The organism is Tellurirhabdus rosea (assembly GCF_026278345.1).
In the GTDB taxonomy this organism is placed as follows: Bacteria; Bacteroidota; Bacteroidia; order Cytophagales; family Spirosomataceae; genus Tellurirhabdus; species Tellurirhabdus rosea.
Genome location: NZ_CP111085.1, coordinates 2,170,441 through 2,183,689 on the forward strand (window position 1 = coordinate 2,170,441; position 13,249 = coordinate 2,183,689).

Sequence of the window (13,249 nt, forward strand, 5' to 3'; positions counted from 1 at the left end):
GGTTTTAAGGCTTAAATTTAGGTATTTTGTTCGAAAAAAGGCCATTTTGCGGGCCATAGATGTATGCTTTCAGACTTCGGCATCATTTTGCTTTTCATCATCACCGGCCTGGTGTTTGTCGGCGCGATTCTGTTTGTCGGAAAACTGCTCCGTCCCCACCGCCCCAACGAGGAAAAACTGACCACCTACGAGTCGGGCGAGGAGCCGGTGGGCAACGCCAACGTGCAGTTCAACATCCGCTTCTACGTCGTGGCCCTGATTTTCGTGCTTTTTGACGTGGAGCTGGTTTTTCTGTTTCCGTGGGCGACGGTATTCGGGCAGGAAGACCTCATCGCGGAAACCAACGGCCTGTGGGGGTGGTTCTCCTTAGGAGAGATGACGCTGTTTATCGGACTGCTGGCGCTGGGCCTGGCCTACGCCTGGGCCAAAGGCTACCTCGACTGGGTACGGCCCGAGCCTAAATTACCCGTGGTGGAGACAAACGTACCGTTGACTAAATACCAGACAATTAACCAAAAATACCGCCGCGCGCCGAAGCAGGTATAAGACGTTTTGCCGTATCTTCTGCCGAACCTTGTTCCTGCCTCTTCATGAAAACGCTAACCGCCCTTTTCCTCGGCCTGCTGCTGGCTTTTCCTCTGGCGGCGCAGAAACGCATCAAACTGTTTCGCGCCATCGTTAAAGTTGAACAGGGACTACGCAGCGGGGGTATTTTATACAGTCTGTCCGACTCCGCGCTGTACTACGTTCCCAACACGCCGGAAGACATTACGCTGCTGCGGAGCGGGCAGCCGCGGGTCCTGAGCATCCCGGCTACCCAAATCGAAAAGATCACCCTTCGCCGCAAGGGAAATGTCGGGCGGGCCGTACTTTTGGGAGCCGGTATAGGCACAGTGCAGAGCGTGGTGGTTGCGGCGGCGCTACGGCCGATTTCGGGTAACGACTCCGACCTATTCGGGCTGGTGGGAATGCTGAACATGGTGCGGACGCTGGTCATCATCAGCGGCCCCTTCTCGGGTGCGCAGTACGGGGCGCTCATCAGCATTATTCCCCGCAAAACGGTGCGCATCGACAAACAAGCGGAACGGCTGCGGGTGGGGCGTCCGTCGGTGGAGCATTTTTCGTATCGCTATCAGGAAATTCGCCTCCGGGGCACCAGTAGCCCGCCAATCTTGTTACCCCAGTAGCGTTTAGAAAGTATGACTGGATTATTAGACCAACGATTTAAAACCGGCGAAGGCGGCGCGCTGCTGACCACGGCCGAAGACCTGCTGAACTGGGCGCGGCTGTCGTCGCTGTGGCCGATGGGCTTCGGCATTGCCTGCTGCGCCATCGAGATGATGCAGACAATGGCTTCGGGCTACGACCTGGAGCGTTTCGGGAGTTTCCCGCGGCCGTCGCCCCGGCAGTCGGACGTGATGATTGTGGCCGGTACGGTGACCTTCAAAATGGCCGACCGCATCCGGCGGCTGTACGAGCAGATGCCCGAGCCGCGCTACGTGATTTCGATGGGGTCGTGCTCCAACTGCGGCGGGCCGTACTGGCAGCACGGCTACCACGTGGTGAAGGGCGTGGACCGGATCATTCCGGTGGATGTGTATGTCCCCGGCTGTCCGCCCCGTCCCGAGGCGCTTATTGGCGGCTTTTTGAAATTACAGGAAAAAATCCGCGGCGAAAACCTGCGCGAGGAACCCGCCCCGACGGCGCTGCTCCGGATGGAGGCCGAGCAGGAACGGGCCCGCAACCAGAAACCGGAGTTCTCCGGGCAACCCAGCAACGTAGAAGCATGACGTTTTCCGAAATCACCGACCTACTCACCGCACACTTCGGCCCGGAGGTCGTCCTGCAGGCCAACACGCAGAATCCGCAGCCGTTTCTGGTGATTGTAACCGATAAAATCACGGACGTCTGCGCTTTTCTGAAACGCGACGAACGGCTGTTTTTTGACCTTCTCAACTGCATTACGGGCATCGACAACGGCCCCACGGTGGGCACGATGGAAGTCGTGTACAACCTGACGTCCATTCCCTACGAACACACGCTGATGCTGAAAGTGGTGGTGCCCCGGAGCAGCGACCCGCTCCCCGCCGTTCCCAGCGTGACGGGCGTCTGGCGCACCGCCGACTGGCACGAACGGGAAGCCTTCGACCTTATTGGCATCCACTTCAGCGGCCATCCGGACCTGCGCCGGATTCTGCTGCCCACCGACTGGGAAGGCCACCCGCTCCGCCGCGACTATGTCGAACAGGAGCGCTACCACGGCATTATTGTTAAATAGTTTATAGTTTAGGGTTTAGGGTTTGGAGGGAGATGGAACCCGTTTTTCTAAACTATAAACTCTAAACCCTAAACTTATCTCCATACTGCCTTCATGCGCTGCCTTTTTCTGCTTATTCTCTTTGTTAATGGCGTAACCGGGCTTTTTGCTCAGGCACCGGACTCGGTGACGGTCACCGGCCGAATTGAGAACCTGTCGGTACGGCTGTATCGCCAGAGCCCCGCCGTTTCGGTTTCGCGCAGCAACATCCTCCAGCCCGACGAAGAACTGGTGCGCCCCGGCGACATTCAGCCCGACGGGCGTTTCCGGCTCACGCTGCCGCTTTTGTTTCCTTACGAAGAAATGGAATTCCGGTTTGGCAACGTCCGCACGACGTTTCTGGCCGCACCGGGAACGGTCGAAATCCGGCTCAACGCCGATTCGCTGTACGCCGCCGAGGTGCCGTTCCGGTTTGGCGGCACGCTGGCCGAGGTCAATCAGGAGCTGGCCCGCTACAAAGCCTACGAGTTCAAGAACCGGCGTAAAACGGACCCGCGCAAACTGGCTGAGCGCGTCAACCGGCCACCGGCCTCGAACATTCCTTCGGTGTTGATGAGCGAGTTTATGAGCACGTTCGATGCCTACCAACGAAATAGACAGGTTCCTCCCCTGCTCACCGAATACCAGACGTCGCTGGCCCGCAGCGAAGGCGCTATCTATCTTTACGAAAAGTTTCTGGCCGAAAACCTGTCGATGGTCAAAGGGATATCCGAAGAACTGATGCCCCCGAACGACCCTTTTCTGACGGTTTCAAAAGCAATTGCCTATGACCGGATGGCGACCTATTACGAATCCCGGGTGGCCCAGCAGACCGTCGGCCAGGGCGGACGCAGCGTGCCCGCTCCCCTGCTGGCAGGTCTGCTGCTTCGGTACGGCAAGCGCATCGAGGAGACCGAACGCAGTCGTCTGGCCGAGATTGTCGAGAAGAATGCCGCCCAGAGCCGGGATATGTCATTACTGAATCGGGTGCTGAACCGCAATGCCGATACCCTTTCCGACATTGTTTCCTACGAAAGCTACCGGGCGCAGATCAAATCCGCCGTCGATTCGACCCGGAACGCTTACCTGATGGGCCGGGTGCTTGCCCGAAGCTTTCCCGAACTGAGCCTGAAAGACATCCAAACCCTGTATACCCACGCGGCTCCGCAGATGTCAGTGCCTGTTGTCCGCCAGTCGCTGGAGGAAATATATCGGCTTCAGGCGAAAGACAGCGCTTCCATTCGGCAGGTCGTACAGACGATGGCATCCCAGACCAGCGCCGATAATGCCTACGAGGTGTTGCCGGGCGTTTTTGTGCTTCAAAACTGGCGTTCGGGAAAGGATATTCTGGATGAAATCCGGCGAATGGCCCGCGGACGACTGGCGTACATCATCACCTACACGAATGCCGAACCGGGCACTCGTCTGGCGGCGCTTCAGGCCCGGCAGTTGGCGACGGAGTTTAGCGCCCGCGACCTGCTGGTGGTCTACCTCTGCGCCGACGGCGGCGAACGCGACCTCTGGCAGGAATGGGTTGGCCGCAATCGCCCGCCCGGTCTGAATGTTTTCTCCGAATCCAATCAGGCGGTCGGCATCCTGACCTCCCTGCGGGCGTTCGAATTTCCGGGGGCCACGCTGATGGGCCGCGACGGGAAGTTCATCAAACGCGGGGCGCCGCTGCCGGATAAGATGGACGAAGTGATTCGGCTGATTCGGGGGAATTTGTGAAACGCTTATTGGCTAAAAAGCTTATGCGGCCGTTTGGCGGCTTTCCGGCCGCCCTACTTCAACCGCACTGGCAAGTGCTAAAAAACACAAGACATGCACCACCGAAAACGACAACACCCATAACGAATGATGAACCGAAACGGCGAGATTATGCCACCAAACGCTGGGATAATAGAGTATCGACATAACCATTCCTGACCATTGTACGACCGTGAGGGAAACGTACCGCTGCCCTGCCAGAACGTGCTTTCGTTGCGTCTCACCGTTCCAGCGTCGCCAAACCTGGATGTCATGAGCGCGATTCAGGTAAAAACAAACGCCCACGAAAGGCAGCAGAAACAACAGAGCCATCAGCAACGCACCATCCTGTCCGTAGTTGTCGAGTAGCCAGTAAAAAAGGGCCAGAATCAGCGGTACCGCCACCACTCGCGGCCCCGTGAACCAGTTGCGAAACGTCTTTTGAAAGGTGAGCCAGGCCGCCCGGTTCAGTTGTTTCACATACTGCTCTTCCATTTGCAACAACCCCGGCTGCCCGCCGAACCCGGCGTGAACCGCCCGCACCGCCTGTTCAAAGGTCAGTCCGGCGGTCATGCGTTCTTCAACGGCGTTGGTGTAGTGGTCGATGAGTTCGGCTATCAGGGCCTCGTTCAGCAGCCAGTTGTCCCGGCGGAGGTGGTGGTTGATGGCGGTGAGGTGGGTTTGGGTGAGTTTCATATTACCGGTTTCAGGTTCAGTAACGTCTGGAGGTTCTGCACAAAGGCGGCGAGCTCGGACACGCGGCTGACAGCCTGTTGGTGGCCGTCTTTGGTCAGCGAATAGTACTTCCGGACGCGGCCTTCCACCACCTGCGTTTCGGTGGTCAGCAGCCCTTCAGCTTCGAGTTTGTGCAGGGCGGGATACAGCGCCCCTTCGGTGATGCTCATCTCGCCCGCCGTCAGTTCCTTTACCTTCTGCGTGATCTCGTAGCCGTACATTTTCTCGCGGTCTTCCAACAGCTTCAGAATAATGACGGACAGACTGCCTTTTAGTAACTGCTGATTAGAACTGCTCATGAGGCAAGTATACAAAGGATACTAATATACCTATACATCTTAGGTATTAGATTTTATTGAATTACTCCTGTGTAAAACGCAGGCATTAGGGCATGAATCGGGTACCCACGGTTAAAACCGTGGGCTATTGTTTAAAACCGTGGGTGATGGTTGAAACCGTGGGCGGTTACCGAAATCTTTCCGACCTTTGTGGTTTAAATACTGCCAATTGAAGACTTATTTTCGCTTACTCTCTTTTGCCAACCCGCTGGGCCGCTTTCTGGTGCCGTTTGTGGCGACCTCCCTGCTGGCCAGCGTGTTCGGCGTGCTAAACTTCACGCTGCTGATTCCGCTGCTGAATGTGCTGTTCGACCGCGTGAGCCCAGCCGAAATCCAGCAGCTCATCAACCGGCCCGCTCCGGCGCTGTCGCTGAATACCTCGCTGATGGATTATTTTCAGTACTATTTCGCCCGCTTCTTCGTGGAAAACGGCAAAGTCGGGGCGCTGAAATTTGTCTGCGGCGTCATTGTTGTGTCCGTTCTGCTGAATAACCTGTTCAAATACCTGTCGGTGTGGCAACTGGAAAGCTTCAAGGCCCGCATGGTCAGCAGGCTACGCGAGGCTGTTTTTGAGCGGACCATCCATCTGCACCTCGGCTTTTTCTCGAATGAACGCAAGGGGAACCTCATTTCCCGGACCCTCACCGACGTGCAGGAGGTCGAAAATTCCATTGCTAATACGCTTTCGGCGGCTTCGAAGGAGTTTTTTCTGCTGATTGGTTACCTCATTGCGCTGCTGAGCATTTCGGTCAAACTGACCTTTTTCGCCATTCTGGTCATTCCGGTATCGGGCATCTTTATCGCTACGCTGGTGCGCCGGATGAAGCGCGATGCGCAGGAGGGCCAGCAGCGCCTGAGCGCCCTGGTCAGTCTGCTCGACGAGACTTTTGGCGGTATGCGGGTCGTGAAGGGCTTCGTGGCCGAAGGGTTTATTCTGGACAAATTCCGCCGCGAAAATGACGGTTACCGCCGGGCCGTCCGCTCCCTGGCCAACCGCCGCGAACTGGCCTCGCCGTTTTCGGAGTTCATGGGCGTCAGCGTCGTGGCCACTATTCTGCTGTACGGCGGCTCGCTGGTCCTTTCGGGTCAGTCGGAGCTGTCGGCGGCCCAGTTTATCGCGTATATCGCCATTTTCTCGCAGGTGACGCGGCCCGCCAAAGACATTTCCAACGCCTTCAGCGGCTCGCAGCGGGGCATCGCTTCCGGCGAACGGGTGCTCGAACTGATCGACACCGTGCCCGATTTGGAGGACAAACCCAACGCCCGCCAGCTTACCTCGTTCGAGAAAAGCATCGACGTGCAGAACGTCGGCTTTGAGTACGAAAAGGGTCTTCCGGTGCTGCAGGAGGTAAGCTTTACGCTCCAGAAAGGAAAAACGGTGGCGCTGGTCGGTTCGTCGGGCGGCGGCAAATCGACCATCGCGGACCTGGTGCCGCGTTTTTACGACCCGACGCAGGGCCGCATTCTGATCGACGGGGTGGATTTGCGCGACTGCAGCATGGCCTCGCTGCGGGGCCTGATGGGCATCGTCACGCAGGAAAGCATTCTGTTCAACGACACGATTTTCAACAACATCGCCTTCGGAACGGCGGCTTCGGAGGAAGAGGTGATGGCGGCGGCGAAGATTGCCAACGCCCACGATTTCATTATGGCCCAGCCGCAGGGCTACCAGACGGTTATCGGCGACCGGGGCAGCCGCCTTTCGGGCGGACAGCGGCAGCGCCTGAGCATCGCCCGCGCCGTCCTCAAAAATCCGCCCATCCTGATTCTGGACGAAGCGACCTCCGCCCTCGACACTGAATCCGAAAAACTGGTGCAGGAAGCCCTGACGCGCCTGATGAGCAACCGCACGACGCTCGTCATCGCCCACCGGCTCAGTACCATCCAGCACGCCGACGAAATTCTGGTCGTTCACCAGGGCCGAATCATCGAACGCGGCTCTCACGAAGACCTGCTGGAGGTCGACGAAGGCTTCTACCGGAAACTAAGCCTGTTGCAGGGGTAGGGTAGAATGATTGAATTTTGAATGATTGATAGGTTGATTAGCTCCGCCACTCTCTATTTGAGGCGAAGCCTAATCAACCTATCAATCATTCAAAATTCAATCATTTCATATAAGTGCCAAACACATAGTCCCACAACGGGGAGGACACGCCGTAGTTGCGCTCGGTGCTTTTGTAATGGTGCACGGCGTGGTTGATCCAGAGCCACTTGAAGAAATTCTTCGGCGGCTGGTAGGCATGGACGATAAAGTGCACGAACAGATAGCCGGCATAACCGACCAGAAAACCGGGGAAGAAGGCATAAGCCGCTTCGCCCAGCAGCAGGAACGTCACGCCAAACAGGGTTGCGCCCACAATGATCGCCGCCGCCGGGGGCATCGCCAGCCGGGTTTTGTCCTTGGGATATTCGTGATGAATTCCGTGAAAGGTGTACTGGATCTTGGCCTTGGCCGGAGTGTCCGTATCCATATGAAAAACGCCCCGGTGCACGGCATACTCGATCAGCGAAAAAACAAGCATACCGGTGAAAAAGAGAACGCCGATAAAAGCCGGACTCATGTCCGTATAGGTGAACGCATACCAGCCGAGCACCGTGGCCGTCACCAGATACATCGTGATCGGAACAGCAATGTGCGTACGGGAAAGTGCTTCAAGAATGGGGTTGTCAAATAACGGGCGGGTGCCGGTGTTTTTGGGCCGGACTTTTGTGGTTTTAGCTTCCATTGTTCATTATTGGAGTGTATAGGTTGTAGATAGAGATGCAAATCTAGGGATGTAACGCAGAGCTTGCACTGACTTTTCTCAGTATCTCTATTTAGTTACCAACTGGTCCTCGATCTTGGTTTTAATCGCTTCCAGATTCCCTTTGGGCAACTTCGGCTTGATGATCAGACGCAGCGACTGGTCGTAGGTCAGGTAACTCCACATCCAGTTGATGAAGATAACCAGCCGGTTTTTCACCCCCACGATGGACATCAGGTGGACGAATAACCAGACAAGCCAGGCAAAAAATCCCTGGAATTTCCAGAACGGCAGGTCCACCACGGCCAGGCCGCGGCCGATGGTTGCCATCGAACCCAGGTCTTTGTACTTGTATTCCTGCATCGGCTGGCCTTTCTCAATCCGCAGCAGATTCGTGCCCAGGTGTTTCCCCTGCTGAATGGCGGGCTGGGCCACCTGCGGATGTCCGTTCGGCCATTTTTCCTCCGTCATCAACGCCACATCGCCGATGGCAAACACGTCCGTGAAGCCTTCGACCTGATTGAAGCGGTTAACCTTCACGCGCCCGCCCCGGCCGATCACTTCCGGCGGCAATCCGTTGACCGGATTCGCCCGGACGCCCGCCGCCCAGATGAGGTTGTTGGTCCGCAGCGTCGTGCCTTCTTTGGTATAGACAGTTGTCCCGTCAAAATCCACTACGTGGGTGTTAAAAATTAAATGAACGCCCAGCTCTTCAAGATATTTCTGCGATTTCTGCTGCGACTCCACCGACATCGGCCCGAGCAGTTCGGCCCCGCCTTCGATGAGGTAGATCTCCATCATCGTGAAGTCCAGTTCGGGATAGTCGCGGGGAAGAACGGTGCGTTTGAGTTCGGCCAGCGTACCGCAAAGCTCGACGCCCGTAGGCCCGCCGCCAACGACCACGATGTTCATCAGGCTCTGCTTTTCGTCGTCGTTGGTGACCGACAGCGCATCTTCGAAGTTTTGCAGCAGCCGGTTCCGCAGGGCGATGGCTTCCGAGACGGATTTCATCGGCAGGGCCCGTTCGATGATGTTCTGCATGCCGAAATAGTTGGTATCAGCACCGGTAGCGATCACCAGATAGTCGTAGTCGATGGGTCCCAGATCGGTTTCCACGGTCTTGGTCGTGGTGCTGATCTTGTTGACGGTCGTCAGCCGGATGTGGACGTTCTTGCAGTTGGAAAAAACGGACCGCAGCGGGAACAGGATGGAACTGGCCTCAAGTCCGGAGGTGGCCACCTGGTAGTACAGGGGCTGGAACTCGTGGTAATTCGTTTTATTGAGCAGCACAACCTGGAACTGCCGTCGGTCGGCCAGTCGCCGGGCCAGTTGCAGTCCGCCAAAGCCCGCGCCGACGATAACGACGCGCTTGCGATTGTTGCGTGGTGGGATGTTCGGATTCATGGGCAGGAAGGATGTTTCCTACCCATTTAACCTCTTTTGTTTCGGCAAAGTTTAATTCTCCTCCCTTAACAACATACTTTGCTATTTTATTTATATTATGCCTCACGGCTTCGGCCAGCAGCCTCTTTACTCCTGACAGGACTAAACTATGGACGAGCTGATGATTTTTAGATTAATTTCCGGGCTATGCTTTTTTGCCGTTATTCAGGCCCTCTTTCTGCTTTATCTCCTTAAAAAGGCATCCAGTCGGCGAAGAGGAATAACCATCTGGCTGGTCCTGCTCGTCGGTCATCTTGGCTGGACATCTTTTCTAATCTACCGTTTTGAGGTTTATAAGGATTATTTTAAAAAATCCTCTCCGCCCAAAGTAACCTACAGCCAACCGGCTCACTAACCGATTGGCCGTCTTCACGACACCGCCGCGCCGCTTTCCTGCACGACCCGCTCGTAGTACGCCTCGTACATCGGCAGGATTTTCGACAGTTCGAAGTCTTTTGCCCGTTCGAGGGCGTTGTGCTTAAAGGTCTGCAAATTGGCGTCGTCAAGGATATACAGGGCATTTTTGACCATGTCGTCCACGTCGCCGACGTTGCTCAGGAAACCCGACACGCCCTGCACGTTCAGTTCGGGCAGACCGCCCGCGTTCGACGTAATCAGGGGCACTTCACAAGCCAGAGCCTCCAGCGCCGCCAGGCCGAAGCTTTCGTTTTCGGAAGGCATCAGGAACAGGTCGGCCACCGACAGCACTTCCTCGACGGCATCGAGTTTACCGAGAAAGCGAACGTCTTCGTAAATGCCCAGTTCGCGGCACAGTTTCTCGATCCGGGCGCGCTCGGGTCCGTCGCCGACGAGCAGCAGCTTGGCGGGTATCTGTTTCTGGATTTTATAAAAGACCTCCACCGCATCGTCGATCCGCTTCACCCGTCGGAAATTCGACGTATGGACGATGAGCTTTTCCCCGTTCGGGCAGATGGCTTTTTTGAAATGATCTTTTTTCTGACGACTAAACCGCTGAAAATCAATAAAATTGGGAATCACTTCGATTTCCCGCTTGATGTTGAAATGAGCGTAGGTATCCTGTCGCAGGTTTTCGGAAACCGCCGTCACCCCGTCCGATTCGTTGATGCTGAAGGTCACGACCGGCTCGTAGGAAGCGTCTTTGCCAACGAGCGTAATGTCCGTGCCGTGTAGCGTAGTGACCACGGGCACGTAACGGCCCTGGGCCCGCAGAATCATTTTGGCCATGTAGGCCGCCGAAGCGTGCGGAATGGCGTAGTGGACATGCAGCAGGTCCAGGTTTTCGTTCATCGCCACGTTCACCATCTCGCTCGCCAGCGCCGACTCGTAGGGCGGAAACTGGAACAGCGGGTAGGTGGGGATATTGACTTCGTGGTAGTAAACGTTCTCGTTGAAAAAGTCGAGGCGGGGCGGTTGCTGGTAGGTAATAAAATGGACCTGGTGCCCGGCTTTTGCCAGCGCTTTGCCGAGTTCTGTAGCGACCACGCCACTGCCCCCGAAGGTAGGATAGCAGACGATTCCGATTTTCATGACCGTACAACACCAAATCCCGCCTCTTCTGTTCTCAAAACGTATGAAGAATTTGTGAATGAGGTAACGGTCTGCCAAAAACGCCGCAAATACCCTATCTTTGATTATTGATTCCGACTTCCGGCCATGACCCGTCCGCTCCCGCCCTTTGCCATTCTGAAAGGTTTTCTGCGCCTCATCCGGGTGCAGAATCTGCTCATTATCGTGGCAACGCAGTACCTGGCGCGGGTGGCCCTCATCGGTCCCCGCGACAACTGGCCGCAGCTGCTGCTGGACCGGCATCTGTTTCTGCTTTCACTCTCAACCGTTTGCATCGCCGCGGCGGGGTACATCATCAACGATTATTTCGATGTCAAGATCGACATCATCAACAAGCCGGAGCGGGTCATTATCGGACGGTATCTGCGCCGCAGGGTAGCGATGGGCACGCACCAGGCGCTCAACCTCATCGGGCTGGCGATCGGCTTTTACCTCAGCAAATGGATTTTTCTGCTGGATTTTGTGTCGGTAACGCTGCTGTGGTTCTATTCGTCTAATTTTAAGCGGCAGCCTTTTATCGGAAACTTCATCGTTTCGTTTCTCACGGCCCTTTCGCTGGTGGCCCTGGCCGTTTTTTACCGGCAGCAGGTGGATCTGCTCCTTATTTACGCCCTGTTTTCGTTCTGCATTTCGCTGGTCCGGGAAATCATCAAGGATATGGAGGACGTGCGCGGGGATGAGCGGTTCGGCTGCCGGACGCTGCCCATCATCTGGGGTCTGCGCCGAACCAAAAACCTGCTGTACGTCCTGATTGCCACTTTCATCGCCATTCTTTTCAGCATGGCGCACTCGCTCGGTAACCCGCAGCTGAGCTGGATTTTCATGATTCTGCTTCTCCCGATCACCTGGCTCGTTTACCGCCTCGTCATGGCCGACACCCGCCGGGACTTTTCTTACCTGAGCTCCCTTTGCAAGCTGATCATGCTGATTGGCGTCGTAAGCATGGCGTGGGTATGACGGACCTTTGATTTGCGGGCCTTATTGCCTAACTTAAGGTCTGTCAATCAACGCTCTGTCTTATGAAAACACGTTTTCTGGTACTCCTGGCTTTTCTTTTTTCTCTGCCCGCATTGGCGCAGGATTGCGGCGACTTCAAAGTAAAGGCGGGAACGGGCTTTGAACTGCTTTCCTACAATGCCCGGGATAAGATGAATGGTCGGCTGGTGTATACGTTCAAAAATATCCGGCGCGAGGGCGGTTCGACGGTCATGGATGTCGTTATGAACACCTTCGATGAAAAAGGAAAGGGAACCGGCGAATACACGCTTCACTACCTCTGCAACGGCAACGAAATCATCGCCGACCTGTCCCCGATGGTTCAGCAGAACAATCCGGCCATGAAAAACATGGAGATGAAAATGAAGGTGAACGAACTGGCTTATCCGACCCGATTCACCGTCGGGCAGAAACTGAAAGACGGACGGCTGGAGGCGGAAATGTTCAACAACGGCAGCAAAATGATGGACATGAACCTGCTCATGGCCAACCGGCAGGTGGAAAGCCGCGAGTCGCTGACCATTCCGGCCGGAACCTACAACGCGTTCAAGCTGAACTCCGACATGAACATCGAAAACCGGACGATGGGCATTCCGATCAAAATGACGATGAAAACCGTCAGCTACCGCGTCGAAGACGTCTTATTCGACCTCAAAACAGAAACCTACCGCAACGGCAAACTGATCGGGTACACGGTGCTGAACAAGATTCTGTGAGGCGGGGAAAATAAATTTCCTGTAGCAACGTCTCCGACTGGCAGGGCCTGCGAGGAAGCGCCCGGCGATTGGGAGACGTTGCTACGGGAAACCGGTGGCTTACTGGGCCACCGTTAGATTAAATTCCAGATTGACGTCGTCGCTGCCGGGCTGGGTCGTTCCGTTCTTGGTGCCGGGCTGGTGGCGGAGCTGCACCCGCAGTTTTCCGGTTCCGGCGGCCCCGGTCCGGGCGGTGCCCGTCAGACCGATGGGCAGGTTTTTGCTGTCCTTATCCGTGGCGGTATAGGTAAGCAGGGCCGCGGGCGACGGGGTGTAGATCACCAGATGCTCGTCGGCCTCTTCGGCCACCTCGGTCGTGATGTTTTTAGCCGGATTTTTACTTTCGTCCAGAAATTCAACGTCGAGCCGGTACGTGGCGTTCGGCTTCAGAGCGACGTTGTCGAACCGCGAGGGTGCCGCGCCTCCGTCCCCATCCGTGTCGCGATACGTGAACGTCTGCGTGTTGGTGGTTCCCTGTTCGGTAAATTTCAGCGATACCGTGGTAATCAGCTCGTTCTCCTCCGGCTCTACGGCATCGTCCGCCCGGTCACAGGCCACAAAAGCCAGCAGGCTAAATCCCAGAATAAACAGTCTACCGTGTTTTTTAAGCATCATTTCTGTGAAGATTGATTGTGGATGTTTACCAGC

General features: G+C 56.0%; 15 protein-coding genes. 9 read left to right on the plus strand and 6 right to left on the minus strand.

Annotation, left to right across the window (positions count from 1 at the left end; all coding sequences use genetic code 11):
• The first annotated feature begins 63 nt into the window (after nucleotides 1-63).
• The 5 genes from ORG26_RS09050 (at nucleotide 64) to ORG26_RS09070 (ending at nucleotide 4,024) form a co-directional block, all read left to right on the plus strand.
• Nucleotides 64-546, plus strand: a complete 483-nt coding sequence (locus ORG26_RS09050; protein ID WP_266368591.1) for an NADH-quinone oxidoreductase subunit A — start codon at nucleotides 64-66, stop codon at nucleotides 544-546.
• Nucleotides 547-590: 44 nt separating this feature from the next.
• Nucleotides 591-1,187 carry a hypothetical protein gene (locus ORG26_RS09055; protein WP_266368593.1) on the plus strand — a complete coding sequence of 199 codons (597 nt, stop codon included), beginning with the start codon at nucleotides 591-593 and terminating at the stop codon, nucleotides 1,185-1,187.
• A 12-nt stretch (nucleotides 1,188-1,199) separates the two neighbouring features.
• Complete coding sequence (locus ORG26_RS09060; protein WP_266368594.1) at nucleotides 1,200-1,790, plus strand: NADH-quinone oxidoreductase subunit B; 591 nt, start codon at nucleotides 1,200-1,202, stop codon at nucleotides 1,788-1,790.
• Complete coding sequence (locus tag ORG26_RS09065) at nucleotides 1,787-2,278, plus strand: NADH-quinone oxidoreductase subunit C (protein WP_266368595.1); 492 nt, start codon at nucleotides 1,787-1,789, stop codon at nucleotides 2,276-2,278. The genes ORG26_RS09060 and ORG26_RS09065 overlap by 4 nt, the downstream gene beginning before the upstream one ends.
• Nucleotides 2,279-2,371: 93 nt before the next feature.
• A complete protein-coding gene (locus tag ORG26_RS09070) occupies nucleotides 2,372-4,024 on the plus strand; it encodes a hypothetical protein (RefSeq protein WP_266368597.1) in 1,653 nt (550 codons plus the stop codon).
• Nucleotides 4,025-4,045: 21 nt separating this feature from the next.
• Here ORG26_RS09070 and ORG26_RS09075 read toward each other — a convergent pair whose 3' ends face one another.
• Together ORG26_RS09075 and ORG26_RS09080 are read right to left on the minus strand one after the other, a co-directional pair.
• Nucleotides 4,046-4,738: a hypothetical protein gene (locus ORG26_RS09075; RefSeq protein WP_266368599.1), complete on the minus strand. Its 693-nt coding sequence runs from the start codon at nucleotides 4,736-4,738 to the stop codon at nucleotides 4,046-4,048.
• Nucleotides 4,735-5,076, minus strand: a complete 342-nt coding sequence (locus ORG26_RS09080) for a PadR family transcriptional regulator (RefSeq protein ID WP_266368601.1) — start codon at nucleotides 5,074-5,076, stop codon at nucleotides 4,735-4,737. The genes ORG26_RS09075 and ORG26_RS09080 overlap by 4 nt, the downstream gene beginning before the upstream one ends.
• Before the next feature lie 208 nt (nucleotides 5,077-5,284).
• On the opposite strand from ORG26_RS09080, the gene ORG26_RS09085 reads away from it, so the two are divergent.
• On the plus strand, nucleotides 5,285-7,120 hold the full coding sequence (locus ORG26_RS09085) for an ABC transporter ATP-binding protein (RefSeq protein ID WP_266368603.1): 1,836 nt from the start codon (nucleotides 5,285-5,287) through the stop codon (nucleotides 7,118-7,120).
• A 100-nt stretch (nucleotides 7,121-7,220) separates the two neighbouring features.
• On the opposite strand, the gene ORG26_RS09090 is transcribed toward ORG26_RS09085, so the two are convergent.
• Both ORG26_RS09090 and ORG26_RS09095 read right to left on the minus strand, forming a co-directional pair.
• The gene (locus ORG26_RS09090) at nucleotides 7,221-7,841 is read right to left on the minus strand and encodes a sterol desaturase family protein (protein WP_266368605.1); all 621 of its coding nucleotides are present in this window, start codon (nucleotides 7,839-7,841) and stop codon (nucleotides 7,221-7,223) included.
• A gap of 87 nt (nucleotides 7,842-7,928) precedes the next feature.
• On the minus strand, nucleotides 7,929-9,263 hold the full coding sequence (locus ORG26_RS09095) for an NAD(P)/FAD-dependent oxidoreductase (RefSeq protein ID WP_266368607.1): 1,335 nt from the start codon (nucleotides 9,261-9,263) through the stop codon (nucleotides 7,929-7,931).
• Between the two features lie 148 nt (nucleotides 9,264-9,411).
• Here ORG26_RS09095 and ORG26_RS09100 point away from each other — a divergent pair, with 148 nt between their 5' ends.
• Nucleotides 9,412-9,657 carry a hypothetical protein gene (locus tag ORG26_RS09100; RefSeq protein ID WP_266368608.1) on the plus strand — a complete coding sequence of 82 codons (246 nt, stop codon included), beginning with the start codon at nucleotides 9,412-9,414 and terminating at the stop codon, nucleotides 9,655-9,657.
• A gap of 14 nt (nucleotides 9,658-9,671) precedes the next feature.
• On the opposite strand, the gene bshA is transcribed toward ORG26_RS09100, so the two are convergent.
• On the minus strand, nucleotides 9,672-10,811 hold the full coding sequence (bshA, locus tag ORG26_RS09105) for an N-acetyl-alpha-D-glucosaminyl L-malate synthase BshA (RefSeq protein ID WP_266368610.1): 1,140 nt from the start codon (nucleotides 10,809-10,811) through the stop codon (nucleotides 9,672-9,674).
• Nucleotides 10,812-10,937: 126 nt separating this feature from the next.
• Between bshA and ORG26_RS09110 the strand changes: the two genes are divergently transcribed.
• A complete protein-coding gene (locus tag ORG26_RS09110; protein WP_266368612.1) occupies nucleotides 10,938-11,807 on the plus strand; it encodes a geranylgeranylglycerol-phosphate geranylgeranyltransferase in 870 nt (289 codons plus the stop codon).
• Nucleotides 11,808-11,869: 62 nt separating this feature from the next.
• On the plus strand, nucleotides 11,870-12,562 hold the full coding sequence (locus ORG26_RS09115; RefSeq protein ID WP_266368613.1) for a TapB family protein: 693 nt from the start codon (nucleotides 11,870-11,872) through the stop codon (nucleotides 12,560-12,562).
• A 99-nt stretch (nucleotides 12,563-12,661) separates the two neighbouring features.
• Here the strand turns inward: ORG26_RS09115 and ORG26_RS09120 are convergent, their stop codons facing one another.
• Nucleotides 12,662-13,216 (minus strand): hypothetical protein, encoded by a 555-nt coding sequence (locus ORG26_RS09120; protein WP_266368615.1) that lies wholly within the window; start codon nucleotides 13,214-13,216, stop codon nucleotides 12,662-12,664.
• Nucleotides 13,217-13,249 lie beyond the last annotated feature (33 nt).